The following is a 26075-nucleotide window of genomic DNA, read 5'->3' as shown; positions in this document are numbered from 1 at the left end:
TCCCTCATGTTTAGGAATGATAGCGGACATCGGCGATGCCGAACCACGGGAAGACGGCCGCGGCGGCATAAGCCGCGCATGGAGCGAGGGCAAGCAGCAGGACGGCGGCCGCGTCGGTCCATGAGACGTTCGACGGGTAGTAATAGGTTCTTTTTCCCCCGCCGTCAAACTGCTTCGCCTCCATCGCAACGGCTACCCGGTGGGCCCGGCGGATGCTTTGGGACAGGAGCGGCACGGCGTACAGCCGGACATGCTCCGCCATCCCCCGCAACCCTTTTCCGCGAACCGCGATCCCCCGTACCTGAAGCGCCTGCCTGCGGATCATAAATTCCTCCCACACCATCGGCAGCAGGCGGATCGAAGCCATAAAGCTGTAAGCAAACCGCGGGGCCAGCCTGAAATTTTGCATCAAGGCGTAAAACAGCTTTACGGACGGCGTCGTGCTGACAAAAAGCAACCCTTCGGCCGCAAACGCTATCGAGCGGAATCCCAGATGCAGCCCGCGGTAAAAGCTTTCCTCCGAAATGCGAAAGAGCCCCCACTGCCACCACAACGTGTCCCCTTTCCCGAACAGGATCATCGTCATGGAGGAGGAGACGAAAAGAAAACCAAACGGCAGAACCAACAGCAGCGTCTTCCGGACCGGAAACCCGCCGAACGCGAATAATAGAACGGTATATGCCAGCGCCTGGTACGCCGCGAAGTCGATGTTCCGCGTCAGCACCGTGACCAGGCACAACGCGACAAACAGGACGAGCTTGATGGCCGGGTTGGTGCGCAGCAGCACCGTTTGCCGCGCCGGTTTCAGCAATTCGATCATGTGCCCGCCCGCCTTTCTGCCCGGTCGGCCTCGATCGCCGGACGTTCGGCAACCGCGCCGTCCAGCACCTCCCACACCTTCGTGGCAACACGCCGGGCGATGTTCTCTTCATGGGTGACCATCACGATGGCTGCGCCCTTTTCCTGCATCTCCAGGCAGTAATCGAGGATCGCAAACGTATTCCGGGCATCCTGGCCGAAGGTCGGTTCATCCAGCAAAAGGACGGGCTGCTCGCCCGCGACGGCGGCCGCCATGCTGAGCCTCCGTTTTTGGCCGGTGGAAAGCTGGTACGGATGGCGGCGTTCCAGCCCTTCCAAATGAAAGAATCGCAGCAACCCGCGCGCTTTCGCTTCGGCCTCGGCCTCCCCCTCTTTTTTCGCTTTCGCGGAAAAGCCGACTTCCTCCAGCACCGATTCCGCGACGAACTGGAATTCCGGGTTTTGGAACACGTAACCGATCCGGTCCGAGGGCGGACGAACGGCCCAGCGCGCTCTCCGGGAGGCGCCCTCCGTTTCCGACATGGCCTCCCCGCATAACCGGTATTCCCCGCGAAAGCGCAGGAGCGACATCAGGCTGAGCAAAAGCGAGCTTTTGCCCGCCCCGTTCGGACCGACGACCGCGATAAAATCACCGGGATCGACCCGCGCCTCGTCTGCCCGCACCACGGGCCGACCGGCCCGGAATCCCGCAAACCGCCGCAGCGTCAGAAGCGGAGCGGATGCGTCCGGCTCCAGCGGCTTCGCCGCTCCGCCCCGCCTCAGGTCAAGCACCTTGAAAAAATCCTCCCATACGCCCGGATACCAGATGCCGTACTGCTGCAGCTCCCGCCGGAAGGCGCCGAAAACCCATGCGGGAGGGCCGTCGCCGAGAACGCTCCCGTCCGGAGCCAGCAGGACGATCCGGTCCATCCGGTCCGCAATCTCTTCGATCCGGTGCTCCACGACGATTAAAGTCCGCCCTTCCGCCGCTTTCCAGACGGACTCCCACATCTGTTTTCTTCCCTCGGGATCCAGGAGGGCGGACGGTTCGTCCAGAAAAATGACCTCGGGCTCCAGCAGCAGCACGGAGGCCAGCGCCAGCCGCTGCTTCATGCCTTGGGACAGGCTGTCTACCGGAACATGCAGCAGATCCGGACGCAAACCGACCGCTTCAAGGGCCCGGCGCATTTCGGGCACCATCCGTTCCCGCGGAATGCCGCGGTTTTCCAATACGAACGCCAGCTCCTCGTCGACGTATGGCATGCAAAACTGCGTATCCGGATCCTGGAACACGTACCCTCTGGAATCCGGCGCCACGATGCCTTCCGCTTTGATCGGGACCTCGATCACTTGCGGAATCAGCCCGCCGAGCACCTGCAGCAGCGTCGATTTGCCGCAGCCGCTGGGCCCGAGCAGCAGCACTTTCTCGCCGCGGCGAACGGACAGGGACAAATCCTTGAACACAAAAGACGGCTCTCCTGGAAATTTAAGCCTGAGCTTGCTGACTCCCGCCACGGTCTCCGGCCCGAACGGTTCTAAATCAAGCGGCTCAATCATGGTCAAGCGCTTCATAATCCTTTTGGGTCACGGGCCGCAGCAGCTGCGTCACGCCGGTAGCCTCCAGCGCCTTCGCCAGCGCAAACGCCAAATATCCCGCCAAAATCGCGGAGCTGATGATACGGAGTACGTATTTGAACAGCATCATCCCGAGCGTATAGTCCGTCACGTAACCGAAATAAACATCGACCGCAAACGAACCGAGCGCAGCGGCCGCGCCCGCAAATGCCGCCGTCCCCATCTTGAAGCTGCGGTAGCGCACCAAGGCAAAAACCAGTTCCGCCGCAAGGCCTTGCGCGACGCTGTACAGCACCAGCTGAACGCCCCATTCGCTGCCGAACAAAATTTCCACATGGGCCGCCGCCACCTCCGCCAACAGGGCAACGCCGGGTTTGCGAATCAGCAGCATGGCGAGCGTCGGCGCCAAAAACCAGACCCCGTACACCAGCTCATCTGCCTGAAAAAACAGCGGCTTGAACAGATCGTACACCGAGCTCCAAAAATGATAGACGACGCCAAGCACAAGCGACAGCAAAATCGTGACCAGCAAATCGCTCAGCCGCAGCCCTTTCCTTTTTTCCGCCTGAAGCACGTGATTCATCCTACATCTTCCTCTCTTCTTCGGTGAGCGGGAATGCGCAAAAATAGGCATGAAAAAAACCGCCCTGGATACGCAAAGAGAGACGGTTAAATAAGCCCAATCCATGGGCTTCTATCGCGAATTCTCTACGCTGGCATTATCCAGATCAGATTCCCGGTCAGCAGCGGATACAGCTGCAATCTCAGCCTGATTCACTCAAGCTCCCGCATCCCAATATGTAACGGACCGCCCTTCGCCAAAAAAAACGAAGCATGCGAAAGCGTCCGGTTCCTGGTTCCAAAATACACCAATTCCGTGCCGGTTGGCAACAGAAAAAATTTTTCCTCGGCAGCCCCTGCCCTACTTCCCTCCCCCTGCATGCGGCCGTCTGTCTTGCGTTAGACCTTATTGATTTAACCGCTATTCTATGTCAATATATTTCAGAGTGTTCCAAAAATAGTATGCTGCGCATTTCGGATCCGGCCGAAATTCGGTGAAACCATAAGGCGGCCGCGAACGTTAACTCTATAAATCGACTCGAAGCACCATCCGAAGGGAGAAATAGCATGGCAAAACGATTGTTAAGGCTGATGACGGAGCTCTCCTCAAGAAAGTGGCTGTCCGCATTGATGGGGCGTTTTTCCCACAGCAGGCTCAGCAGGGGCGTCATCCCTTATTTTATAAAAAGCTATCAGATTCCGGCCGACGAAGCCGAAAAGGAAATCCACGAATACCGGACGCTGAACGAGTTTTTTTCGCGCCGGCTGAAGCCGGGCATGCGCCCGGTCGAGGAAGGGCCGAACGTGCTGACAAGCCCGGTCGACGCCAAAATAACGGCCATGGGCGACATTAGCGCGGGGACGATATTAAACGTCAAAGGCCAGGATTATTCCGTGGCGGAGCTGCTGAACTTTTCCCCCCATTTGGAGCTGTACAAACACGGCTATTTTTTTGTGCTTTATTTAAGCCCGACCGACTACCACCGCATCCATTCCCCCATTACGGGGGTGCGTACGGAAAGCGAGCATATCAAGGGCCGGGCTTATCCGGTCAACGAATTCGGCATGACCCGGATGAAATCGGTGCTGTGCCGGAACGAGCGGCTGATCACCTACATCGCCGGGGAATACGGCGAGGTGGCCGTCGTGAAGGTCGGCGCCATGAACGTCAGCAGCATCCGTTACGACGACGAATCCGTGTCCCGCTGGAACAACGGCGACGACCTGGCCTATTTCGAATTCGGCTCGACCGTCGTGCTGCTGACGCAGGACGGAACGTTTACGCCAAGGGCCGGCCTGAAACCCGGGGACCACGTCCGGATGGGCCAGCTTCTCGGAACGCTTCACCCTCCGGTCCCGCGGGACAAGGGCTAAGATCCGCTTTCGTCCCGTCCCAGAACGGAAGCGATCATCTTTTGCAGCAAACGCCCCGGCAGGATCGCTTTGGCCCGGAGCGTCAGCCGGGTGCTCCCCGGCAGCGCGTACCGGAACGCGGGCCGCTTCATGCATGCGATACGCGCAACGAGTTCGGCTACCTCCTTCGGGTCGCCTCCTTGTCGTGCGCTTTTTCGCGAAAACGCCAGCACCTTGTCCATCATGGCCCGGTAAGGCGAACCTTCGGGAGCGCTCATTTGCGCGAATCCCTTGTCCCAAATCGGGGTTCCGTAGGCCCCGGGCTCTACCAGAACCACATCGATGCCGAAGGGTTTCGCTTCGAGCGCAAGGCATTCGCTGAAACCCTCCATGGCGAATTTCGAGGAAGCGTACGGCGCATATCCCGGAAATCCAAGGCGGCCGCTGATGCTGCTCATCTGGATGATCCGGCCTTTCCCCCGCTCCCGCATGATCGGCAGCACCGCCTGCGTCACCCGCACCATGCCGTGAAAGTTCGTATCCATCTGTTCCTGCCAAATCGCGGCAGGCACCTCCTCGACGAAACCTCCGTAGGCCGTTCCGGCATTGTTGACCAGCACGTCCAACCGGCCGTACTGCCGGCGTATGTATGCCGCCGCGTCCGTCACGCCTGCGGCGTCGGTAACGTCCAGCCGCACGGCAACGATTTTCCCCTGCACCCCGGCTTGCGCCGCCGCGTCCATCAGCTCTGCCTGCGCCTCCATCCTCCGGATGCCTGCGATGACGGCGAATCCCCGCCGGCCAAGCTCAACCGCCGTCAGCAAACCGAAGCCGCTTGAACCGCCCGTTACCAGGGCTACCGGCTCCCCTTGCATTGTTTTCATGTTATCCCACCTTATACGGGAATCGCTTCGAACAGAAACGGCTTCCCGTCCAAATAATGCCGAAGGAGCGCCAGCGAATACGGCTTGCTTTCCCTCAGCTCCGCCGCTTCCCACGGATGCGGGGCATGGAAGCTCTGGTTTTCGATCAGCGCTTTGACAAAAAACGTTTCGAGCGCAGGAATACAGCCCGGCTGGCCGGAAACGGGCCGCAGCCGCTCGTATCCTTCCATGAACCATTGGCGCTGCACAGGGTACAAGCCGATAAACGACTGCGCCAAATCATACAAATAGAAGCCGAAACCGCAGCGCCCGAAATCGATCGGATAAGGCTCCCCGCCTTTGAACACCATGTTTCCTTCGTGGAAATCGCCGTGAATGAGGCCGAAGCTTTCGCGTTCCCGCTGCATGCCGGACATATGGGCCGTCACTTTGGCGGCCGCCTGCTCATAAATCGCGTATTCGTCCGGGGTTAGAAAACTCCCATAATGCTGCTTGAGCCTGGCCGTCTCCCGCGCGAACGGCTCCCCGTCCCATACCGGGCGGACAAAGCCCTCGGCAGGCTTGAAACGGAGGGCTGCCCGGTGCATCTTCGCCAGCAGACCGCCCATGAGAAGGAGTTGCTCTTCGCTGTACTGTCCCTCCCAATGGTCGCCATCGATCCAGCGAAGCACCGACACCTTCCAGCTTTGCCCCCGACCCGTCTCCACCTCGGTGACGTACGAGCCTTCGCGGTTCGGAACGCCCGTGGGGACCACAAGCCCTTCGACCTGCGCCAAATATTCGAGCCACTCCATTTCCGAAACGGTTTCCCTTGAGGATACCGCTGCGGGATGCACGCGGAGCAAATACAATCTTCCCGCTTCATCTTCGATTTTATAGGTGACATGCTCCGACACCTGAATGAAATCCAGATGTTTTTCCTGAATATCGTAATGCTCCAGGGCAGCCGTCAGAGCCGCCTCCGCCTGAACGAGCAGCAGCCTTCTGCTGTCCTCCGAATCCGCATGAAACGCTTCGTTCATGGGTATCTCCCCCTTGTTTTCGCTCTATTGCCGTTTTTTTCTGTTCCATGATTACAAAATTCCATATAGCCAGCATAGCATACCGGGCCCGGAAATTTCGATAGCCATCGCCGCCGTGCCGCCTGCTCCGGTCCTCGCCATCCCCTCTTGCAGGCCTCCGGCTCCATCGCTTGCCCTTCCCCAAAAAAGCTCATTTGCAGCAAAAATGGCGGTGCGGAGTCGACCCGACCCGCCCGCCATGCGTATGTTTGCCTCTTCTACGGGACCCGTTGCCTGTCCGCCCGCGATCGTCGGAGGAAGGCTCCGATAAGGAATCAACGGATTTCGGAAGGTTTTTTTCCCGTATATTGCTTAAACTGCCTGCTGAAGAAAAAGATGTCGCGATAGCCGAGGGCGTCCGCCACCTCCGTTACGTTCATGCCCGCATGAAGCAAAAGATGCTGCGCGCGCTCGATTCGCGTCCGGATGATGTAGGACTGGACCGGCGTCCCGATCAGCTCCTTGAATTTGATCGAAAAATAGCGCGGCGACAATCCCGCTCGGGCGGCAAGATCCTCTACCCGGTGAGGTTTGCCCGGATGCTGCTGGACGTAGTTCGCGATTTCGTGGATGGCCTCGGTCAGCTGGTTGCTGGCCTTTTTCTCCTCCGGCTGTTCGCGGTCATGCCGCAGCAGATGGATCATGAGCTGCTTCAGGATCAGCTGTCCTTCCTCCTGCGCGGCGAACGTGTTCACCAGAAACAGCCTCACGTACCGGGAAAGCATGTACTCGAAATCAACCGTGTCCGTGAGCCTCCGGTAAGGCTGCGGAATGTCGGTCACCGGCTCGTTGATCCTGAAATGGCTGTACGTCAGCACGAGCGGTTTTTGCGGATTATGGGTCGCGCTCGTATGATCCCCCGGCCTGAACAAAAAGCAGCTGCCTTTGCCGACCTCAAACGGCTCGTCGTTGCGGATCACCGTTCCTTCCCCGCTCCATACATAAAACAAATCGTAGTTCTCCAGCGCTTTTTCGCGTTTCTGCCATTTCCATCCCGGCTCGCATACGATTTTCGCCAGCGAAGGCAGTATTTGAAAAGAAGACGGCGACGCATGCAGCATGGCGTCATTCCCCCTTATGATATTTACTGAAGCGCAAATCCATCTATCATGATACCCTTTCACGAGAAATTTTGCACATCCTGCCACGCAAGCACCAGCCTTCGGACGCCGTCCGCGATCTGTTCCTCCGTCAGATGGGCGAACCCGAAACAGGCCGCCGGAGGCCCCTGTCCCATCCAATACGCCTGCGCATCCCGGAATACAACGCCCCGGCGGACCGCTGCGCCGCGAAACGCCTCGTATTCATCCGCGGACTTCAGCCAGTTCGCATACACATGCAGCCCGGCATCGCCGGGCATCAGTTCGAAAAGATCCCCGGCGAGCGCATGCATCAGTCCCCAGAAATGTCCGTGCCGCGCCCCATACAACCGGGTTAGACGGCGCAAATGGCGCATGTAGCTTCCTTTGGACATGAACCTGGCGAGCGCCCGCTGTTCCAGCAGCCCCGGCGACATCGGCTCATACAGCGATTTGGCGCGCACAGCGGCCTCGACCAGCCCTTCCGGCAGAACCGCAAACCCCAGCCTCAGGCCGGGAAACATCGTCTGGGAGAAGGAGCCGATATAAATGACCCGCTCCTGGGTATCGAGCGTTTTCAGCGGCTCGATCGGACGCCCGCCAAAACGGAATTCGCTGTCGTAATCGTCCTCGATGATGACCGCATCATGCCGCTGCGCCCAGTCGAGAAGCTGCCGCCGCCGCTTCAGGCTGAGCACGGCCCCCGTCGGGTACTGCCTGCTCGGCGTCACGAACAAAATGCCCGCATCCCACTCCTGCGGCCGCACTCCCTGCCGGTCGACCGCCGCCGGAATGAGGTTACCGCCGCAGGCCTCGACCGCCCGCCGGATGCCGTGGAATCCCGGATTTTCAACGACGGCGGCCTCCCCATCGTTCATCAGCAGCTGAAAAAGCAAAACGATGGCCTGCATCGAACCGTTAAAAAGGACGACATGCTCCGGACGGGCCATAATGCCCCGCGTCACGCGCAAATGGGAAGCGATCGCCTCGCGCAGCTGTCCGTCCCCTTCCGGGGGCGCTTTATGCTGCAGGCCGATTCCTTTGCGCCCCCCGGCAAAAGACAAGGCGCTCCGCCACTCTTCGTACGGGAAACGGCTCATCTCGAGCGGCTGGTTGATGAAGCTGATCTCCGCCCGCTTCGCGGCATCGAGCGGCATGTTCGGGATGCGGAGCAGCCGCTGCCCCCATTGGGAAAGCTTGATCGGCGTTTCCTTTATTTTTTCCGTCGACGGCGGAGAATAGCCCGCATCCGTGACGAAAGTCCCCCGGCCCGTTTCGGCATATACGTACCCTTCGGCCATCAGCATGTCATAACTTTGGGCCACCGCCCCGCGGGACAAGCCGTACCGCTCCGCCATCTCGCGGGTCGACGGCAGCTTCATGCCGCCGGGCAAGCGGCCCTCCTGGATGGCCTCCCTTAACGCATGATACAGCGCCAGGTATTTGAATCGGTGTCGGTCGAGATATGCCTCCATATGGAGCGTCAATTCCATCCCCGTCGTCTCCTTTGTTCGAAAGGCAAAATTGGACTATTAAAATTAATCTAAATTGGATCTTTTTTATTGTCAATGTCTCCATTATGCTGACAACAAGCTTTCGCGGCTTGAAGGGCTGCGATACCCGCAAAAGAAATATTGGAGGGAAACCAGATGAGAAGAGATGAATTCAGCGTTGACGAAGAAAAGGAAATCGAAGCATTTTTGTCCGGGATGAGCTTCGGCTTTCTCGGCACGGTCGGGGAGGACGGACGTCCGCGGGTGACGCCGCTCAACTTCGTATACGATCAGGGGATATTTTATTTTCACGGCAGCCGGATCGGCGAAAAAATGAACCATTTGAAAGCGAGCCCCATGGTCAGCTTCAGCGTCGCCGACGAATATGCCCTCATTCCGTCCTACTTCACGGATCCCAATCTTGCCTGTCCGGCCACGACGTATTTCAAAAGCGTCACGGTAAGCGGACGGGCCGAAATCGTGACCGACGTGCGCGAAAAAGCGGCGGTGTTCACGCTGCTGATGCACAAACTCCAGCCGGAAGGCGGCTATGATCCGATCGATGCCGACCATCCGGTATATGCTCCGAGACTGCGCAACGTGGCCGTCGTCAAAATCGTTCCGGAACGCCTCACCGCCAAATTCAAATTCGGCCAAAACCTGGAAGAAGGCGAAAGACGCCAAATCCTCTGCGGGCTGGAAGCCCGGAACCGGGAACGAGACCTTGAAACGGCGGAGCTCGTCCGCAGCAGCGTTCCGGAACGTCCCCGGAAGAAAAACGAATCGCCGTGCCAATCCATGGAAAATATCGAATGATATCCCTGTCCAAAGCGGTTTTGTCCGTGACGGTTCGGGCGGCAAATGATATAATGTAAGGCAGTGAAAACGGAAACCTGACATGGAAATCCCACGGCATTTCCGAACTTACAACCGATTTGGAAGGATGGAAGACATGGTAAACCGACCTGCTGAACAATTGAACGAAAGCATCAAATCCGGCAATCCGCATGTATACGACATGCTGTCCACGCTGGGCAAGGAGATCTACTTTCCGAAAGAAGGCATTCTAAGCCAATCCGCCGAAGCTGCCGGCCATGCCAAAAAGTACAACGCGACGATCGGCATTGCGACCGAAGGCGGCATTCCGATGCATTTGGACGTCATCCAAAGCAAGCTGTCCGCCTATCAGCCGAAGGACCTTTATCCGTACGCGCCGCCTGCCGGCAAACCGGAGCTCCGGACCGCCTGGCTTGCCAAGATGAAGGAGGAAAATCCTTCGCTGGAAGGAAAATCGCTCAGCAGCCCGATCGTGACCAACGCGCTGACGCACGGGCTGAGCATCGTTGCCGACCTGTTCGTCGATGAAGGGGACGCCGTCATTTTCCCGGACAAAAACTGGGAGAACTATGAGCTGACCTTCGGCATCCGCCGCCACGCGGAGATCGTCAATTATCCGCTTTTTACGGACGAAATGACGTTCAACAGCCAAGGCCTGCGCGAGGCACTGTTAGCGCAAAAAGACAAAGGCAAAGCGATCGTGATCCTCAACTTCCCGAACAACCCGACGGGGTATACGCCGGGCCTTAAGGAAGGCGATGAAATCGTTGCGGCCGTCAAGGAAGCGGCGGAAGCGGGCATCAACGTGGTCGTGGTAACGGACGACGCTTATTTCGGACTCTTTTTCGAGGATTCCTTGAAGGAATCGTTGTTCGGCAAGCTTGCCGATCTTCATCCGCGCGTCCTGGCCGTCAAGGTCGACGGCGCGACCAAAGAGGAATTCGTCTGGGGCTTCCGCGTCGGCTTCATTACCTATGCATCCGAAAGCAAAGACGTGCTGAACGCGCTGGAACAAAAAACGCTCGGCATCATCCGCGCCACCGTCTCCAGCTGCTCCCATCCTTCCCAGACGTTCGTGCTCGATGCGCTTAAATCGCCGGAGTTCAAAGCCCAGAAGGAAGAAAAATTCCAAATCATGAAAGGCCGCGCCAACAAGGTCAAGGCGCTGCTCGACAGCGGAAAATACGGCGACGTGTGGGAATATTACCCGTTCAACTCGGGTTACTTCATGTGCCTGAAGCTGAAGGACGTTTCCGCCGAAGAGCTCCGCACGCATATCCTCCATCAGTACGGCGTCGGAACGATCGCGCTCGGCGAACATGACCTTCGCATCGCGTTTTCCTGCATCGAAGAGGAATACCTGGAGGACTTGTTTGACCTCGTGTACAAAGGCATTGCCGATTTACGGAAATAAGGCGCCTGGAATAGATTTTTTAGTCAGGAACGGGTGATTGCCCAAGCACAGTCTTTCCCCGAGACATAAGATACCGTGTAACGCAAAACAATCCAAAGTAAAGGGGAATGAACAATGAGCGAAGAAGTAAGAGGCGGATACGGATACGGTTGTGGACCTGGATTATTCGGTAACACGGGTGCTATCCTGGTTCTCTTCATCCTCTTGGTTATCATCACTCGTTCTTTCTGGGTATAATCGCATACCCTTGACTTACAGGCATCGATAAGCACCGCTTAAAAAGGCAGAAGGCCGGGATTCCGGCCTTCTGCCTTTTTGTTTTCGATACTTGCGCGTTATTCGTCGTCCTCATCGTCTTCCGTCTTTTTCCTGCTTGCAAAGAATCGGGACAACAGGCAAAGAACGATCCCGCCAAGCAGCGCCACGAGCACGGTCCCCATTCGTTCGAGCCCGGCCCCGAGCAGCGGAAGCCATGTGACTGCCGCAAACGTCAGTTGAATCTGAAACGCAAGTTTGATGGCATTCCTTCGCCGGCTGCCCGGCGCGATCGGATAGACGTGAAGCCAGAAAGATTCGCTGTGAAAACGCAGCAGCGACGACAGCTGGATGCCTGCCAGAAACACGAAAAACCAATAGATGCCGATGCCGACGTTGCTTCCGCGCTGCCACCAAGCCAAAAACGCCGCCAAAACGCCGACCCTGAACACGATGCCGAGAATGTCGCTGCGCACAAAGCTTTTCATCAGCAAATACCGGTAAGCCGCTTCCGGCTTCCACGGAATGTTGTTTCCCGCCCACGAAAGCCACTTTCTGGCATAAACGCGCTGCTCCCGTCCCGGAACGTTGACGAACCACCCCAGCACCATCAGCACCCGCCCGCTGTGGATTTTCTCCTGGGCAATAAGCCTTTCCCATGCGACGGGGTGTTTGGCGGGAAGTCGAAGCGCAGCGGTATACGTAGCCGCAAGCAGCACGATAAATATCAGGCTCCGGCCTGCCGGCTGCCAGATCCATGCCGCGACGCAAAGCGCAAGCACGACGTAGCGCAGCACTCTATAGGCAAATGCGGCGCGCCGGGAAACCATGCGCAGCTCCTTCCAGCAGCCGTAGCTGGCGAGCAGCTTCAGTGCGATCAGAACGAGCAGGAACAGCCAAAACGGCTTGGGCTGTCCGTCGCTCCGGACGTAAATCGGCCACGAAATGAGAAAGATGAGGGCGAGTCCCAGCAGTTTGTACACGACCCCGCTGGTCCAGCTTCCTTGAAAATAGCTTTTCATCCGGGATTCCTGCGGCAGCAGGAATACGGTGTCCGCCGGCGCGAGATAGGTTCTGAAGCTGCTGTTGACCGTCAGCGGCACCAATAATACGAGCATGATCCAGCGAATCGGGAGCCCCGCCGGAATATGCTGCACCAGGGACGTATACCATGCCGAAAAAACGATCAACGCGAACAGCATCAGCGCCGCGACCCCGCTTTGCAGTACATAACCGAGATACGGCAGCACTTCTTTCCCCCAGAAGCGGCTCCGGCGCTCGGCCCTTAACTTCATCAAGTCCATCGTCAATCCCTGCCTTGCACGAGGGTATAAAACATATCTTCCAGCCCTGCCCCGGTCGTTCCGGCCTGCGCTTCGATCGCTTCCAGCGTCCCCTGCGCAATAATGCTTCCCTGATGCAGCACGACAAACCGGTCGCAGTAGTTTTCGATCGTCGACAGGATATGGGAGCTCAGCAGAATGGAAGAGCCCCCCTCTTTCAATTCAACCATAAAATCAAGCAAAGACCGGATGCCGAGCGGATCGAGTCCGAGAAACGGCTCGTCGATAATGTACAGCGACGGGCGGGCGACGAAGGCGCACATGATCATGACCTTCTGCCGCATGCCTTTGGACAGCTGCGTCGAAAGACTGTCCATCTTGTCCTGCATCCGGAAAATCCGGGAAAGCCTGTCCGCGCGTTCTTCGTAATTGCCGCGCGGAACGTTGTAGGCCCTCGCCGTGAATTCGAGATGCTCGCGGACGGTCATATCATCGTATAACAGCGGAGACTCCGGTACGAATGCCAGGGAGCCGTGATAGGTTTCGGAATCTTCGTCCCGTTTTTTCCCCCTGACGCGAATCTCTCCTTTTTGGGGAGTCATCAGCCCGAGAATATGCTTCATGGTCGTGCTTTTTCCCGCGCCGTTCAGCCCGATCAAGCCGACCATTTCGCCCGGATTCACCTGAAAGGACACATCATGCAGCACGGGGCGGTTCAAGCTGTATCCGCCGCTCAAGCCTTGAATATCCAGCACCGTATTTCCGTTCATTGCATCACCTCCAAAAAAATACCCGGCTCATCCGCTTATGGACGTTTTTTGTCTTTCAGCCATTTGGGAGCCCCTTTGTTTTTCCGGTCGCGGTCCCGCTCGCTGCCTTTTCGTTCCGGCTGCTTGCCGCCGCGGATCCCTTCGTTTTTGCCTTTGGCCGGGCCCGTTGCCCGGCGCGTTTCTTCCTTGGCTATGCGGTTTCTGCCTTCCCCGCTCCCCGACACGTCCGCCGTCGTTTTCTGGTTCGAAGGCTTACGCGTTCCGGACGGACCGCGCCCGCCGGGCAGCGCTCCGGGTTTCAGCACTTTGCCGCCGTACAGCCTGCGCTCTTCCAGCGTTATGCCGAGCTCCCTGGCAAATTTGTTCATGATGAAAATTTGCCGGTGCGTCACCAAGGAGAGAACGAGGCCGCTGCGCCCCATGCGACCGGTACGGCCGGCCCGATGCACGTAGTGCTCCGAGTCGGCAGGCGGATCGTAGTTGACGACCATCTCGAGCCCTTCGATGTCGAGACCGCGGGCGGCGACGTCGCTCGCGACCAGCACCTTGAACTTGCCGCTGCGGAAACCGGAGAGCACCCTGCTTCGGGTCAGCTTATCCGCATCCGCGTACAACCCCTCTGCCGAAAGCCCCATATAATTCAATTTGCCCTGCACTTCGGCGATGGTTTCCGTCTGATTGACGAACACGATCGCCTTTTTCGGATCGTAATGGCGGATCACCCGGCGCAGCGTCTCGATTTTATCCCGTTCGTCGCCGGCAAAATAATAATGCTCAAGCCCTTTGGCGGTCGACTGGTCGGGATCGATGCCGATTTCGACCGGAGCGTTCATCTCGCGTTTGACGAGCGCCGCCGTTTCCTCGCTGACGGTCGCCGACAAAAACACGAGCTGCCGGTCCCGGAGCGCGCTCCGGAGGATGCGGTCGACATCGGCCGCGCCGCCAAGCTGAAACACCTGATCGACTTCATCCACGACGATCGTGTTTACTTCATGCATTTTCACCTTGCGCATTTCGATCAGTTCCCGGATTCTTCCCGGCGTCCCGACGAGAAGCTGGGGGTGCTGCTTCAGCTTTTCCACCTGGCGTTTCAGGGCCGCGCCGCCGATCAATCCAAGCACGTTGATGCCGAGGTTTTGTCCGTATTTTTCGCCTTCCCTGACGATTTGCATGGCAAGCTCCTGCGTCGGCGCGATCACGAGCTTTTGCGCCGATTTCCGCTGGGCGTCGATGCCCTGCAGGATCGGCAGCAGATAGGCAAGCGTTTTGCCGGTCCCGGTCTGGGAACGGGCAAGCACGTCCGCCCCTTTCAAAATCGCGGGAATCGCTTCCGCCTGCACCGGGGTCGGATCCGTAATGCCGTATTCCGATAAGCTGTCCATCAAAGATTGTTCAATGCCCAGCGCTGTAAACGAAGTTGGGTTCATTCCATTCCATCCTTTTATAGAAGTCATTCTTAACCATTATATGATAAAAGGGCCGCCGCACCAAAAAATTAATTTGCGCGTACGGCGGAGGACGTGAAAAAACCGGCTCTATGCCGAGCCGGCCTGTCATTTTTTATTCATCATCCGATAGGTAAGCCGATCCGACAGGCGCGGGAACAGCTGGTACAAACGCATGGCCGCGGCTGCTTTGAGCGGCAGGTTCAGCTCTTCCTTTCGGGTATCCATCAGGCGCACCATTTTGCGGGCCACGTGCTCCGGCTTCATCATCAGCCATTTGACGTTGCTTACGTAGCCTCCCGAAGGATCCGCGATATCGAAAAAAGGCGTGTCGATGGGGCCCGGGTTGACGGTAGACACCGTAATTCCCGTGCCGCGCAGCTCCTGGCGCAGGGCGTTGCTGAAGCCGAGCACCGCATGTTTCGTCGCCGTATAGGCGGTCGACTTCGCCGTGCCGATTTTTCCGGCCATGGAAGCGACGTTGACGATTTGTCCGCTCCGGCGTTCAAGCATATGGGGAAGCACCGCCTTGGCGCAGCGCACCGTTCCCATATAATTGACGTCCATCATCCGCTCGAATTCCGCGGAAGGCATGTCCGTCGCAGGCTCGAATTTGCCGTACCCCGCGTTGTTCAGCAAAATATCGATGTGCCCGTACTCCCGTATCACTTCTTCGACCGCCCGCTTCACTTCGTCTTCCCGGGTCACGTCAAGCGTCTTGATCCCGTGTTTCCCGGCAATGCCTGCGGAAGCTTCGGCCAGCTTGCGCCCGGAGCGCGCCGCCAGGACCGGTACCGCTCCCTTTTCGCTGAGCATTTGCGCCGTCAACAGGCCGATTCCGCTGGAAGCCCCGGTAATGAAAACCACTTTATCCTTTAACATGTTCCCGACCTCCTCCTAAGCGATGCATCCTAACGGGCCATGCCCGCGATGCGCTTTTTGCTTCTCCTCTAAAGATAGCAGAAACTGCCGCCGGGAGAAAATCCACCGGAACGAACCGGCCGGGACCCGCTTAGGACTGCGTTTTTCTAGGAAATCATGACCTGAATGTCCAGCTCCCCGATTCCGTCCATTACAAGAGGGATGCTGAGCGCTTTTTGCGGAAAAACCGACGTCACATGCTCGCTTTTGACCACCTTCGGCGGCGTAATGTCGACGCTGACGCCTTGATTGGACAAAATGGTGCTCGCGTTGCCGCTGATCATGTTGCCAAGCTCGGAAATGGCGCTTTGCCCCATCTCGTCCATTTCCGTCAGCACGTAGCCTCCCATCATGACGGAAACCATGCGTAGCGCCACGCGCTCATGGATGCCGAACATGATGTTTCCGTTCAACTGTCCGGTCATTCCGATTTGAATCCATATATGGTCCTGAATAAACTCGACCGTCTTGACCCCCAGGTTTCCCGTCGAAGGGGATACCTGTATCACCTGCTCAATGACAAGCCGTGCGGATTCCAGAAAAGGATTAATAACCTCCGCTTTCATTAATGTTTAACACCCCTTCCAGATAAATGGCAGCACTACGCTCCAAAAGTCCCATTCCCGTTTGAACCAATTATACGTGAAACCCCTTCACAAATCACGAAAAATTCATATCCGGTTTAATAACTAGGGTATAATTACCCTTATGATTAATCCCTTTTTCCTATTTAAGAATTGTAAGAGGCCGAATCCTGATATGTATATCGGTCCTTAAGGCATAATTTTGAAGACCTTGGCGAATTTTGTAGATGCATTTTTTCCTTCTCCGGCAGGCCCTGCTTTCCGGGCAAAGCCCGAACCCTTAAGCCGAGCGGCATTGCCGTCACTTTCCGAATCCCATATAATTAAAGGATATACATTGGGTCGAGGCTCAGTTAAGGTGAGGATTTGCAAAATCCTGAGGGTACAAATAAGAGTCTAAGGAGGAACTGCATGAACATCAGTCAACTGGAGACACTGATTACCATCTCGAAGACGATGAGTTTCCGCAAAGCCGGAGAACTGCTCAATTTGACCCAGCCTGCGGTATCCGCCCAAATCAAAAGCTTGGAGGACGAGTTCAAAACCGTTCTGGTCGACCGGAATCAGCCGGTAACCCTTACCGACCGCGGGCAAGTGTTCCTTGAACATGCCGAGCGGATTTTGGCCGTCGTGGAGGAGTTGAAGCAGCGGCTGTCCGATCTGGATCAGATCCCGCAGGGGCATATCGTGCTTGGCACGACGACCTCCATCGCGATCCAAATCCTGCCCCGGGTGCTTTCCTATTTTCAGAACCAGTTCCCGCTGATCAAAACGTCGATCCAGTCCATGGCCTCCTCCCAAATTTATACGAGCGTGGAAAACGGCCAGATCGATGTCGGCATCGGTTACTTGATTGAACGCAATCCCAATTTGATTACATCCGTGCTTTATTACGACACCTTCGAGCTGATCGTGTCCCCGAGGCATCCCCTTGCCCGCAAAACGACGGTATCGATGGACGTTCTTCAGGATACGCCGCTGATCCTGCTGTCCCAGGATACGGTCGGCAGAAAGTTCAGCGACGACATATTCAAAAAACACGGCATCGTCCCCAACGTGGTCATGGAGCTGTCCAGCAGCGAGGAAATCAAACGGATGGTCGAAATCGACCTTGGCGCGGCCATCATGTCCAAACAATCGGTCGCAAGCGAGCTCCGCCACGGCACCCTCAAAATCATCCCGCTCAGGGAGCTCGAGGTCAGCCATCCCGTCGGCGTGATCTACAAATCCGGAAAATATTTGAACTCCGCTATGCAGCAGTTTTTAAGCGATCTCAAGGGCATGCCGGAAACCCAGTTCATCAGCTCCGAATAAATTGGGGCATCTATTATAGCGAAGGGAGACTGCAGGATGAAATTCGATCTTCATACCCACCATTTCCGCTGCGGCCATGCGGACGGCACGATCCGCGATTACGTCGAAGCCGCCATTTCCGCCGGGCTGCAGGCCATCGGCATTTCCGACCACACCCCTTATTTCGGGGAAAAAGCAGAGCAGGCGTTTCCGGCAATCGCCATGGGGAAATCCGAAATCGCCAACTACGTCGAAGAAGTGCTGGAGCTGAAAAAAGAATACGAGGGCAAAATCGACGTGCTGCTCGGCATCGAATCCGACTATTTTCCCGAGCATTTCGAAACCTACCGCAAGGTGCTGTCCAATTACCCGTTCGACTACATCATCGGGTCGGTGCACAACGTGGGGGGCATCAGCATTTTCAATAAAAACCGGTGGAAAAAGCTAAGCGATCAGCAGCAAATCGAAGTCAAGGAAGACTATTACCGGCTGATCCAGGATTCGGCGCGAAGCGGCCTCTTTCAATTTTTGGGCCATATCGACGCCATGAAAGGAAATTATCCCGCTTTTTCCGATATTCCCGCCGAACGGATGTTGGACGAAACGCTGCAGGTCATCGCGGAAAACGGGGTAGCGATCGAAATCAACACTTCCGGCAAAACGAAGCTGAGCGGGGGCTGGTACCCTTCCGACGCGATTCTTGCGCGCGCCTTGCATTTCGGCGTCGACGTGACGTTCGGCTCGGACGCGCACAAACCTTCCCGGGTGGGCGACGAGCTGAACCAAGTGGCCGCGCGGCTGAAGGAAATCGGCTTCAAAGAATGGGTGTATTTCAAAAACAAGCAAAAGATCAGCGTGCCGCTGTAATCCGCTGCTATCTAACGCAAAAAAAATGGACCCGTCACGAGCGGGTCCTCAAAACATCATTTATATTTTCAAAAAGGGGGTCATGCAATAAGTGTACCCCGTCTCTGTTAGAGACGCATAACAGCAATATTTCATTTATGTTACAAAACCATTCCCCCGTTGCAAGCTTCCGTTACAGGCTTTTTTCGACCCCTTTTTTAACGATCCGCTTTTGATTCCCTGCTTGACCGGAACGGTTCACGATCAGGATGCCGGCAACGACCAGGCCAAGCGACAGCCCGATCCAGGCCGACACGCGTTCATCCAGCAGCACCGCCGACAGCAGGACGCCGAAAACCGGAATCAGGAACAGGTATAAGGATACTTTGCCGACCGCGTTATATTTCATGACCGTGTTCCACAGCGCAAACCCTGCGGCGGAAAGCACGGACAGGTACATGAGGAGCAGCCACCCTTTGGCGTCAAAGGAAAACGGCGCGATGCCGCTTCGGACGGCCCCTACGGCGAGAAGCCCCAGGCCGCCGGCGAGCATCTGCTTTCCCGTCAGCGCCATGACGGATTCGCTCACGCTTTCCTTGCGGAAAAGCACGTTGCCGAATCCGCCGAAAGCGGCCGATGCCAAGAGCAGGACGGCGCCGATGCCGAAATGGAACTGCACGCCCTGCTGCGCAAAACCCATTACCAGAATGCCGAGGAATCCGAGCAGCAGCCCCATCCATTTCGCCGGGTTCAACCCTTCCGACTTGTCCAGAAGCCGTGCCGACAAAATTTGAAACAGCGAGGTGGAGCCCACCAAAATGGAGCCTTCGATGCCGGAACTGTAGCTGAGTCCCGCGTACAACACGAGGTACTGCAAAAAGGTTTGGATGAAACCGAGCCGTGCGAGGCGGGGCATGGGAAGCGGCTTGCGCCCCGGATTCCGGGTCTGTCCCGTCAGCATGGCCAGAAGGATCAAAATGAGTCCCGCCAGCGCAAACCGGTAGCCCGCAAACACCCATTCCCCGAACACGTCCTTGGAATCGATATGAAAATGCCCATAGCTGATCTTGATGACCGGCAGCGCGCTGCCCCACAACAGGGTTGCCCCCGCTGAGCTGATCAAAATGCCTGCCGGATGTTTAAACCATCTTTCTGCCTTCACTTTGCTGTGCTGAATCTCCCTTCAAATCCTTACCGTCGCTTATCATGCCCTTGTCCTGAAGGGCCTGGTATTGCAGGTTCGTAAGGCTGTAAATTTTCATCTCGAGCGGTGCCGCAAAAAACATCCTTTTATGGGAGAACGTACGCTCCAGCACCATCCCGTTTTTTTGCATGACGCGTTCCGAAGCGGTATTGACCGCATGGCACCGCCCTTCTACCCGATGCAGCCGCAGCCCGGAAAAAACATACTGCAGCAGCACGCCTACCGCTTCGGTCGCCAATCCCTGCTGCCAAAACCTCCGGTCGAGCATGTAGCCGATCATGGCGTCCATTTGCTCCTGCCTCCAGTTTTGCAGCGACACGACCCCGACGGGAACGTTCGTCCCCGGAATCCATATGCCGTAATGCATCGAATCCGGACGGCTGTCGTTCAATAGCTCCGCGGCCACGCGGCGCGACCGCCCGAAGCTGAACAGCGATCCTTGCGTGACGTATTTCATGACCTGCGGATCGGAGAGGATGCCAAGCAAAGCGGGGGCATCCTTTTTCTCGACCTGCCGGAGCGCCAGGCGCTCCCCCGTCAATTCGGGCGAAAACCGAAACTTTTCCGCGAACATCCGCTTCCTCTCCTTTGCATCGCTGCATGATTCAGGCGTTTCCCGACCTCAGCGTCATCATGGTCAGCTCCGGCGTGCACAGGAAACGTATCGGCAAATGGGTTTCGCCGATGCCGCGGTTGACGTAAAGCGGCATGGCCCGCTCCCCGACCGCGTAGGCTCCCATCACGTAACGTCTTGCTCCCGGCGGCGTGAGCATCGCTCCGATGAGCGGAACCCGGACCTGTCCTCCATGGCTGTGTCCGGATATTTGCATGTCGAACGGGTACGCGGCCGCCGTGTCCGCATAATCCGGCTCATGCATCATCAGCAGCGTAAACAGGCCGTCGGGAACGCCGCCAAGCCCCTTTACGGGGTCCGGGAAACCCTTTAACCCGTCATCCAGGCCCACGATGGCGATCGCCTCTCCTCGCCGCTCCACAAGGGCGCTCCCGTTTCTCAAGACTTGAAAGCCTGCGGCCTTCAGCATGTCGGCGACCAAATCCGGGCGGGTCATGTAATCATGGTTGCCGAGGATCGCAAACTTGCCGAGCGCCCCGTTCATGGAAGCCAGCAGCGGAAGATACTCGGGCAAAGCGTCCGCCTCCGAATCCACCGCATCCCCGGTAAAAAGGACCAGATCGGGCGCTTCGCTTTCGATCGCTTCGGCGAGCCGGGCAATCACGCTTTTCCTGGAGTAGAAACCCAGATGGAGGTCGCTGAAATGCGCAATCCGAATCCCGTCAAATGCGGCCGGAAGCCTGGGGCAGCGGAAGGACGGGTGGACGATGTCCAGCTGCACGGGCTCCCAAAACGAGGCGTATCCCCCGGCCAGCATGCCGGCGCCCAAAATAGCCGCCCCCGAGCGCTTCAAAAACGCCCTGCGCGTCATCCTGCCGGACTTTGGACTGTTTTTCATCGCTTGCCCGCTCCCTGTATAATAATGATAAGAAAAGCGTCTTTTTACGTTGATGATTCGAACCCTGAGACCGTTTCCAGAAAGAACGGCATTTGCCAAAAATACTTATCCGTTCTCCATCAATCCAAATAGATCAAAGGAAAAGGATGATTCCCTATGTCTAACGATACCATGTCAAGCCTGATTCAGAAACAAAAACATTTTTACAAAAGCGGCATGACGCGCCCCTTGGCTTATCGTTTGGAGCAGCTCAAAAAGCTGCGGGACGCGCTGACCGCAAACGAGAAAAGGATCATCGAAGCCCTGAACAACGATTTGAACAAAAGTGAGTTCGAAGCCTTTTCCACGGAGATCGGCATCGTGTACGAAGAATTGGCCTTTACGCTCAAACATCTGCGCCGCTGGATGGCGCCCAAAAGGGTCCGAACCGCATTGACGCATATCGGAAGCCGAGGCCGAATCATCCCCGAACCTTACGGCACCGCGCTGATTATAGCCCCGTGGAATTACCCGTTCCAGCTCGCCGTATCCCCGCTTATCGGGGCATTGGCGGCCGGAAACACCGCGCTGCTGAAGCCTTCGGAGCTCACCCCCGCCACGTCGGCGCTGTTGGCCGACATGCTCGGCGGCATCTTCGGCGAGGAATACGTGGCCGTGGTGCAAGGCGGGCCGGATGTCAGCCAGGAGCTGCTGGCCCAGCCCGTGGACTACATCTTTTTTACCGGCAGCGTCAACGTCGGCAAAATCGTCATGCAGGCAGCCGCCGAACGGCTTATTCCGCTGACGCTCGAGCTCGGCGGCAAAAGCCCCTGCATCGTCCACGAAGATGCCGAGCTTAAGCTCGCCGCCCGGCGCATCGTTTTCGGCAAATTCACGAACGCCGGCCAGACCTGCATTGCCCCGGACTATGTGCTGGCGCACCGCAGCATCAAAAACAAGCTCATCCCGCACCTGCGGGAAGCCATCCGGGAGCTTTACGGACCCGATCCGTTATTTAACCCGTCGTATAGCCGCATCGTTTCCGAAAAACATTTCAAAAGGCTTGTATCCTTCCTGGAAAGCGGCAGCATCGCCGCAGGCGGCCGGACGGATCCGGACCGTCTCCGCATCGAGCCGACGCTTCTGGATCAAGCGGCATGGGATATGCCCGTCATGCAGGAGGAAATCTTCGGCCCGATTTTGCCGATCCTGGAATACGACGACATCCAGGAAACCGTGGACATGATTAACGCCCGTCCCAAGCCGCTTGCTTTGTATCTGTTCACCCGGGATGCCGGGATCGAGAAGGCGGTTGTCGGCAGCGTCTCCTACGGCGGCGGCTGCGTCAACGACACGCTGATGCATATCGCCACCCCCTACCTGCCGTTCGGCGGCGTCGGCGAAAGCGGCATGGGGGCCTATCACGGGAAAGGCAGCTTCGACACCTTCACGCATTACAAAAGCGTCCTGAAGCAGACGACCCGTTTCGATATCGCCTTCCGTTACCCGTCCTCCAAAAACGGGCTCAAACTGTTGCGCAAGCTGATGAAGCCGTAAAGCCTGGCCCCTCGCTACAGCTCCTCCGGCAGCTTGTCGTCGGGTCCCGGGCTAAAAATCCGCCGGAATTCGGTCAGCATCGACAGAGCGTACGCCACGGTAATGAAGCTGAAGCATACTTCCATGATGACCGCCAGCCGGGACGTGCTGTCCACGGGCGATATGTCGCCATATCCGACGGTCGCAAAGGTCGCCACGCTGAAATAGAGGAAAGAAACCAGCTGGCTGACAAGATCGCTGCCGATGTTTTCCCCGTCAAACGCATTTTGTCCGAACAGCTTGTAAATCGACGTATAAATGATCGTAAAAAAGCACACGCACATGAGTGCGGCCGCGCTGATCCGAATCAGCAGCGTCTTCATGTAAAACTTCCTTTTTTTCAGCGCGGACTCGGCAATGCCGTTAAAAATGTACAATATGTAAAAAATGACGGAGGCAAGGCAAAACAGCAGGATTAGCGCCCTCATGCCCCCGCGTCCCGGCACGATGCTCATCAGGTCGATCAGGCCGAACAAATCCTCCAGCGACACCAGCACGTAAATGATGACGGGCGCCAGCAGCACCGCCTTGCTCGTCCATTTTTTCTCCAGCCGGTAAAAAACGGCCATCAACGCCAATAAACCCGCGATATTCAAAAGCCACATCCACCACGTCATGATCGAACACGCTCCCGCCCGTTACGGAGTCCCGGGTGCTTTTTGTCCTTGCGGCCCCGGTAAGCCTTGGATTTGTAAAAATTTCTTTAATTTGCATTACCCCCGGGCGGGCATTTCGTCACATATTTCGTCCGTACGGCCGATCCTTGAGCGATTCCGCAGCAAAAAGCCCCTCCGCCCTGCAGTTCACTGCAGCGATGGCGGAGGGGCTTTACGCTTGGGCTGAACGTTATACGCTAAGCCATTTTTTGAACAAATGCTTGGTCGTCTGCTTGTTGATTTCCGCGATGGATGTGGTGAGCGGAATGCCTTTCGGACAGGAACGCACGCAATTCTGCGAGTTGCCGCAGCCTTCGATGCCGCCGTCGTCCATCAGGGCGTCCAGCCGTTCGTCCGCGTTCATTTCGCCCGTCGGATGGGCGTTGAACAAGCGAACCTGGGAAATGGCCGCCGGCCCGATGAAGTCGGATTTGTCGTTGACGTTCGGGCAGGCTTCGAGGCAAACGCCGCAGGTCATGCACTTGGACAGCTCGTATGCCCATTGGCGTTTTTTCTCGGCCATGCGCGGTCCGGGACCCAGATCGTACGTGCCGTCGATCGGAATCCACGCCTTGACGCGCTTCAAAGCGTTGAACATCCGGCTGCGGTCGATGACCAGGTCGCGAACGACCGGGAAGGTCCGCATCGGCTGCACGCGGATCGGCTGCTCCAGCTTATCGACCAGCGCCGCGCACGCCTGGCGCGGCTTGCCGTTGATCACCATGGAGCAGGCGCCGCAAACCTCTTCGAGGCAGTTGGATTCCCAGCATACCGGGGCGACTTTTTCGCCTTTGGCATTCTGAGGATTGCGCTGAATTTCCATCAGCGCGCTGATTACGTTCATCCCCGGGCGATAAGGAAGCTCGAATTCCTCGGTGTACGGCGCCGATTCCGGGCTGTCCTGACGGGTAATGATAAACTTCACTTTTTTGGTAGAAGCAGTTTGTTCCGCCATGTCAAATCCCCCTTCTTACTTGTCTTTGGAATAGTCGCGGATCCGCGGCGGGATGAGCGACACGTCGACCGCCTCATAGGAAATTTCCGGACCGTCCGGCGTCCAGGCCGCCTTGGTCGTTTTCAGGAACTCCTCGTCGTTGCGGTCCGGGAATTCCGGCTTGTAGTGCGCACCGCGGCTTTCGTTGCGCAGCAGCGCTCCCAGCGTCATCGCTTCGGCCAGCTCAAGCATGTTCCACAGCTGGCGGGTAAAGGATGCCCCCGGATTGTTCCAGCGCGATTTATCGTTGATGTTGATGTTTTTGTAGCGTTCTTTCAATTCCTTGATTTTGCCGATCGTTTTTTCCAGCTTGTCGTTGTAGCGAACCACCGTCATGTTGGCGGTCATCCATTCGCCCAGTTCTTTATGCAGCACATAGGCGTTTTCGTTTCCGTCCATCTTGAGGATGTTTTCGTATTTGTCTTCCTGCTTCTTTTTGTACTGGTCGAAGACGATCGAGGATACGTCCGCCGCGGACTTCTTCAAGCCTTTGATATATTCGACCGCTTTTGGTCCGGCCACCATGCCGCCGAAGATCGCGGATACGAGCGAATTCGCTCCGAGGCGGTTGGCGCCGTGGTATTGGTATTCGCATTCGCCGGCCGCAAACAGGCCCGGAATGTTGGTCATTTGGTTGTAGTCGACCCACATGCCGCCCATGGAATAGTGAACGGCAGGGAAAATTTTCATCGGGATTTTGCGAGGATCGTCGCCGACGAATTTTTCATAGATTTCAATGATGCCGCCGAGCTTGACGTCCAATTCCTTCGGATCTTTATGCGACAGATCGAGATAGACGGTGTTTTCGCCGTTGACCCCGAGGCCTTGGTTGACGCACACGTCGAAAATTTCCCGGGTTGCGATATCCCGCGGAACGAGGTTGCCGTAAGCCGGATATTTTTCCTCCAGGAAGTACCAAGGTTTGCCGTCCTTGTAAGTCCAGATCCGGCCGCCTTCGCCGCGCGCGGATTCGGACATCAGGCGCAGCTTGTCATCCCCTGGAATGGCCGTCGGGTGAATTTGGATGAATTCGCCGTTGGCGTAATATACGCCCTGCTGGTAAACGGCGCTTGCCGCCGTCCCCGTGTTGATGACCGAGTTGGTCGTTTTGCCGAAAATGATGCCGGGACCGCCGCTGGCGAGGATCACCGCATCGGCTGCGAACGTATGGATTTCCATCGAGCGCAGGTCCTGCGCGACGATGCCGCGGCAAACGCCCTCGTCATCGATGACGGCCTGAAGGAATTCCCAGTTTTCATGCTTCGTGACCAGTCCGGCCGTCTCGTGGCGGCGAACCTGCTCATCCAGCGCGTACAGCAGCTGCTGGCCCGTCGTTGCGCCGGCATAGGCCGTACGGTGGTGTTTCGTTCCGCCGAAACGGCGGAAATCGAGCAAACCTTCAGGCGTCCGGTTGAACATGACGCCCATCCGGTCCATGAGGTGAATGATGCCCGGAGCCGCTTCGCACATCGCTTTGACCGGAGGCTGGTTGGCAAGGAAGTCCCCGCCGTAGACGGTATCGTCAAAATGGATCCATGGCGAGTCGCCTTCGCCTTTCGTGTTGACGGCTCCGTTGATGCCGCCCTGCGCGCATACGGAGTGCGATCTTTTAACAGGGACAAGCGAAAACAGGTGAACATGGACGCCCGCTTCCGCCGCTTTGATGGTAGCCATCAAGCCGGCCAAACCGCCGCCCACGATAATGATGTTGTTTGATGCCAT

Annotated in this window: 24 protein-coding genes and 1 riboswitch; of the genes, 6 read left to right on the top strand and 18 right to left on the bottom strand. The window is 57.1% G+C overall.

The genetic code is table 11. The features are described from left to right. Positions 1 to 10: 10 nt before the first annotated feature. Genes MKY58_RS05620 through MKY58_RS05610 form a run of 3 tightly spaced genes read right to left on the bottom strand, consistent with a single transcriptional unit; the run spans position 11 to position 2956 of the window. Positions 11 to 820 (bottom strand): energy-coupling factor transporter transmembrane component T, encoded by an 810-nt coding sequence (locus tag MKY58_RS05620; protein WP_339323792.1) that lies wholly within the window; start codon positions 818 to 820, stop codon positions 11 to 13. Continuing rightward, on the bottom strand, positions 817 to 2355 hold the full coding sequence (locus tag MKY58_RS05615; protein ID WP_339325062.1) for an ABC transporter ATP-binding protein: 1539 nt from the start codon (positions 2353 to 2355) through the stop codon (positions 817 to 819). The genes MKY58_RS05620 and MKY58_RS05615 overlap by 4 nt, the downstream gene beginning before the upstream one ends. Continuing rightward, the gene (locus MKY58_RS05610) at positions 2348 to 2956 is read right to left on the bottom strand and encodes an ECF transporter S component (protein ID WP_339323791.1); all 609 of its coding nucleotides are present in this window, start codon (positions 2954 to 2956) and stop codon (positions 2348 to 2350) included. Before MKY58_RS05610 ends, MKY58_RS05615 begins: the two co-directional genes overlap by 8 nt. 105 nt (positions 2957 to 3061) lie before the next feature. Next, positions 3062 to 3173, bottom strand: a riboswitch (TPP riboswitch). Between the two features lie 328 nt (positions 3174 to 3501). Between MKY58_RS05610 and asd the strand changes: the two genes are divergently transcribed. Beyond that, positions 3502 to 4308 carry an archaetidylserine decarboxylase gene (gene asd, locus MKY58_RS05605; RefSeq protein ID WP_212948130.1) on the top strand — a complete coding sequence of 269 codons (807 nt, stop codon included), beginning with the start codon at positions 3502 to 3504 and terminating at the stop codon, positions 4306 to 4308. Here asd and MKY58_RS05600 read toward each other — a convergent pair. The 4 genes from MKY58_RS05600 to MKY58_RS05585 form a co-directional block, all read right to left on the bottom strand. Then, positions 4305 to 5171, bottom strand: coding sequence for an SDR family oxidoreductase (locus tag MKY58_RS05600; protein WP_339323790.1), 867 nt, complete (start codon positions 5169 to 5171; stop codon positions 4305 to 4307). The two genes, asd and MKY58_RS05600, sit on opposite strands and share 4 nt — an antisense overlap. 11 nt (positions 5172 to 5182) lie before the next feature. After that, complete coding sequence (locus tag MKY58_RS05595) at positions 5183 to 6193, bottom strand: phosphotransferase (RefSeq protein WP_339323789.1); 1011 nt, start codon at positions 6191 to 6193, stop codon at positions 5183 to 5185. Between the two features lie 314 nt (positions 6194 to 6507). Continuing rightward, positions 6508 to 7293: a helix-turn-helix domain-containing protein gene (locus MKY58_RS05590; RefSeq protein ID WP_036710836.1), complete on the bottom strand. Its 786-nt coding sequence runs from the start codon at positions 7291 to 7293 to the stop codon at positions 6508 to 6510. Between the two features lie 59 nt (positions 7294 to 7352). After that, positions 7353 to 8804 (bottom strand): PLP-dependent aminotransferase family protein, encoded by a 1452-nt coding sequence (locus MKY58_RS05585; protein ID WP_339323788.1) that lies wholly within the window; start codon positions 8802 to 8804, stop codon positions 7353 to 7355. Positions 8805 to 8960: 156 nt separating this feature from the next. On the opposite strand from MKY58_RS05585, the gene MKY58_RS05580 reads away from it, so the two are divergent. Both MKY58_RS05580 and MKY58_RS05575 read left to right on the top strand, forming a co-directional pair. Further along, a complete protein-coding gene (locus tag MKY58_RS05580) occupies positions 8961 to 9620 on the top strand; it encodes a pyridoxamine 5'-phosphate oxidase family protein (RefSeq protein ID WP_212948150.1) in 660 nt (219 codons plus the stop codon). Between the two features lie 136 nt (positions 9621 to 9756). Then, a complete protein-coding gene (locus MKY58_RS05575; protein ID WP_339323787.1) occupies positions 9757 to 11055 on the top strand; it encodes an aminotransferase class I/II-fold pyridoxal phosphate-dependent enzyme in 1299 nt (432 codons plus the stop codon). Positions 11056 to 11390: 335 nt separating this feature from the next. On the opposite strand, the gene MKY58_RS05570 is transcribed toward MKY58_RS05575, so the two are convergent. From MKY58_RS05570 to MKY58_RS05550, 5 genes are all read right to left on the bottom strand, one after another. Next, the gene (locus MKY58_RS05570) at positions 11391 to 12614 is read right to left on the bottom strand and encodes an ABC transporter permease (RefSeq protein WP_339323786.1); all 1224 of its coding nucleotides are present in this window, start codon (positions 12612 to 12614) and stop codon (positions 11391 to 11393) included. A gap of 2 nt (positions 12615 to 12616) precedes the next feature. After that, positions 12617 to 13363 (bottom strand): ABC transporter ATP-binding protein, encoded by a 747-nt coding sequence (locus tag MKY58_RS05565; protein WP_339323785.1) that lies wholly within the window; start codon positions 13361 to 13363, stop codon positions 12617 to 12619. Between the two features lie 35 nt (positions 13364 to 13398). Then, entirely contained in the window at positions 13399 to 14790 is a 1392-nt protein-coding gene (locus MKY58_RS05560) for a DEAD/DEAH box helicase (protein WP_339323784.1), read from the bottom strand. A 126-nt stretch (positions 14791 to 14916) separates the two neighbouring features. Further along, positions 14917 to 15690, bottom strand: a complete 774-nt coding sequence (locus tag MKY58_RS05555) for an SDR family oxidoreductase (protein ID WP_339323783.1) — start codon at positions 15688 to 15690, stop codon at positions 14917 to 14919. A 146-nt stretch (positions 15691 to 15836) separates the two neighbouring features. After that, positions 15837 to 16295, bottom strand: coding sequence for a chemotaxis protein CheX (locus MKY58_RS05550; protein ID WP_339323782.1), 459 nt, complete (start codon positions 16293 to 16295; stop codon positions 15837 to 15839). A 429-nt stretch (positions 16296 to 16724) separates the two neighbouring features. Between MKY58_RS05550 and MKY58_RS05545 the strand changes: the two genes are divergently transcribed. Next, the gene (locus tag MKY58_RS05545) at positions 16725 to 17627 is read left to right on the top strand and encodes a LysR family transcriptional regulator (protein WP_339323781.1); all 903 of its coding nucleotides are present in this window, start codon (positions 16725 to 16727) and stop codon (positions 17625 to 17627) included. A 36-nt stretch (positions 17628 to 17663) separates the two neighbouring features. Beyond that, complete coding sequence (locus MKY58_RS05540) at positions 17664 to 18473, top strand: histidinol-phosphatase (protein WP_339323780.1); 810 nt, start codon at positions 17664 to 17666, stop codon at positions 18471 to 18473. Between the two features lie 172 nt (positions 18474 to 18645). On the opposite strand, the gene MKY58_RS05535 is transcribed toward MKY58_RS05540, so the two are convergent. Genes MKY58_RS05535 through MKY58_RS05525 form a run of 3 tightly spaced genes read right to left on the bottom strand, consistent with a single transcriptional unit; the run spans position 18646 to position 21128 of the window. Continuing rightward, positions 18646 to 19614, bottom strand: coding sequence for a DMT family transporter (locus tag MKY58_RS05535; protein ID WP_339323779.1), 969 nt, complete (start codon positions 19612 to 19614; stop codon positions 18646 to 18648). Next, positions 19592 to 20230 carry a GNAT family N-acetyltransferase gene (locus MKY58_RS05530; RefSeq protein ID WP_339323778.1) on the bottom strand — a complete coding sequence of 213 codons (639 nt, stop codon included), beginning with the start codon at positions 20228 to 20230 and terminating at the stop codon, positions 19592 to 19594. The genes MKY58_RS05535 and MKY58_RS05530 overlap by 23 nt, the downstream gene beginning before the upstream one ends. A 31-nt stretch (positions 20231 to 20261) precedes the next feature. Beyond that, positions 20262 to 21128, bottom strand: a complete 867-nt coding sequence (locus MKY58_RS05525) for a metallophosphoesterase (RefSeq protein WP_339323777.1) — start codon at positions 21126 to 21128, stop codon at positions 20262 to 20264. A 156-nt stretch (positions 21129 to 21284) separates the two neighbouring features. On the opposite strand from MKY58_RS05525, the gene MKY58_RS05520 reads away from it, so the two are divergent. Next, entirely contained in the window at positions 21285 to 22664 is a 1380-nt protein-coding gene (locus MKY58_RS05520) for an aldehyde dehydrogenase (protein WP_339323776.1), read from the top strand. A gap of 14 nt (positions 22665 to 22678) precedes the next feature. On the opposite strand, the gene MKY58_RS05515 is transcribed toward MKY58_RS05520, so the two are convergent. From MKY58_RS05515 to sdhA, 3 genes are all read right to left on the bottom strand, one after another. Further along, positions 22679 to 23320 (bottom strand): ion channel, encoded by a 642-nt coding sequence (locus tag MKY58_RS05515; protein WP_339323775.1) that lies wholly within the window; start codon positions 23318 to 23320, stop codon positions 22679 to 22681. Between the two features lie 229 nt (positions 23321 to 23549). Next, entirely contained in the window at positions 23550 to 24314 is a 765-nt protein-coding gene (gene sdhB, locus MKY58_RS05510; protein ID WP_339323774.1) for a succinate dehydrogenase iron-sulfur subunit, read from the bottom strand. Positions 24315 to 24329: 15 nt separating this feature from the next. Beyond that, positions 24330 to 26075 (bottom strand): succinate dehydrogenase flavoprotein subunit, encoded by a 1746-nt coding sequence (gene sdhA, locus MKY58_RS05505; RefSeq protein WP_339323773.1) that lies wholly within the window; start codon positions 26073 to 26075, stop codon positions 24330 to 24332.

The sequence above is a fragment of the Paenibacillus sp. FSL W8-0194 genome, assembly GCF_037969745.1.
In the GTDB taxonomy this organism is placed as follows: Bacteria; Bacillota; Bacilli; order Paenibacillales; family Paenibacillaceae; genus Paenibacillus_AQ; species Paenibacillus_AQ cookii.
Note: the sequence above shows the minus strand (reverse complement) of the source record. Positions and strands in the feature narration are given on the sequence as shown.

Bases quoted from the DNA above. Each gene is read 5' to 3' on its own strand.
- MKY58_RS05620 (WP_339323792.1), bottom strand. From the start codon at position 820: ATGATCGAATTGCTGAAACCGGCGCGGCAAACGGTGCTGCTGCGCACC.
- MKY58_RS05615 (WP_339325062.1), bottom strand. From the start codon at position 2,355: ATGATTGAGCCGCTTGATTTAGAACCGTTCGGGCCGGAGACCGTGGCG.
- MKY58_RS05610 (WP_339323791.1), bottom strand. From the start codon at position 2,956: ATGAATCACGTGCTTCAGGCGGAAAAAAGGAAAGGGCTGCGGCTGAGC.
- asd (WP_212948130.1), top strand. From the start codon at position 3,502: ATGGCAAAACGATTGTTAAGGCTGATGACGGAGCTCTCCTCAAGAAAG.
- MKY58_RS05600 (WP_339323790.1), bottom strand. From the start codon at position 5,171: ATGAAAACAATGCAAGGGGAGCCGGTAGCCCTGGTAACGGGCGGTTCA.
- MKY58_RS05595 (WP_339323789.1), bottom strand. From the start codon at position 6,193: ATGAACGAAGCGTTTCATGCGGATTCGGAGGACAGCAGAAGGCTGCTG.
- MKY58_RS05590 (WP_036710836.1), bottom strand. From the start codon at position 7,293: ATGCTGCATGCGTCGCCGTCTTCTTTTCAAATACTGCCTTCGCTGGCG.
- MKY58_RS05585 (WP_339323788.1), bottom strand. From the start codon at position 8,804: ATGGAATTGACGCTCCATATGGAGGCATATCTCGACCGACACCGATTC.
- MKY58_RS05580 (WP_212948150.1), top strand. From the start codon at position 8,961: ATGAGAAGAGATGAATTCAGCGTTGACGAAGAAAAGGAAATCGAAGCA.
- MKY58_RS05575 (WP_339323787.1), top strand. From the start codon at position 9,757: ATGGTAAACCGACCTGCTGAACAATTGAACGAAAGCATCAAATCCGGC.
- MKY58_RS05570 (WP_339323786.1), bottom strand. From the start codon at position 12,614: ATGGACTTGATGAAGTTAAGGGCCGAGCGCCGGAGCCGCTTCTGGGGG.
- MKY58_RS05565 (WP_339323785.1), bottom strand. From the start codon at position 13,363: ATGAACGGAAATACGGTGCTGGATATTCAAGGCTTGAGCGGCGGATAC.
- MKY58_RS05560 (WP_339323784.1), bottom strand. From the start codon at position 14,790: ATGAACCCAACTTCGTTTACAGCGCTGGGCATTGAACAATCTTTGATG.
- MKY58_RS05555 (WP_339323783.1), bottom strand. From the start codon at position 15,690: ATGTTAAAGGATAAAGTGGTTTTCATTACCGGGGCTTCCAGCGGAATC.
- MKY58_RS05550 (WP_339323782.1), bottom strand. From the start codon at position 16,295: ATGAAAGCGGAGGTTATTAATCCTTTTCTGGAATCCGCACGGCTTGTC.
- MKY58_RS05545 (WP_339323781.1), top strand. From the start codon at position 16,725: ATGAACATCAGTCAACTGGAGACACTGATTACCATCTCGAAGACGATG.
- MKY58_RS05540 (WP_339323780.1), top strand. From the start codon at position 17,664: ATGAAATTCGATCTTCATACCCACCATTTCCGCTGCGGCCATGCGGAC.
- MKY58_RS05530 (WP_339323778.1), bottom strand. From the start codon at position 20,230: ATGTTCGCGGAAAAGTTTCGGTTTTCGCCCGAATTGACGGGGGAGCGC.
- MKY58_RS05525 (WP_339323777.1), bottom strand. From the start codon at position 21,128: ATGAAAAACAGTCCAAAGTCCGGCAGGATGACGCGCAGGGCGTTTTTG.
- MKY58_RS05520 (WP_339323776.1), top strand. From the start codon at position 21,285: ATGTCTAACGATACCATGTCAAGCCTGATTCAGAAACAAAAACATTTT.
- MKY58_RS05515 (WP_339323775.1), bottom strand. From the start codon at position 23,320: ATGACGTGGTGGATGTGGCTTTTGAATATCGCGGGTTTATTGGCGTTG.
- sdhB (WP_339323774.1), bottom strand. From the start codon at position 24,314: ATGGCGGAACAAACTGCTTCTACCAAAAAAGTGAAGTTTATCATTACC.
- sdhA (WP_339323773.1), bottom strand. From the start codon at position 26,075: ATGGCATCAAACAACATCATTATCGTGGGCGGCGGTTTGGCCGGCTTG.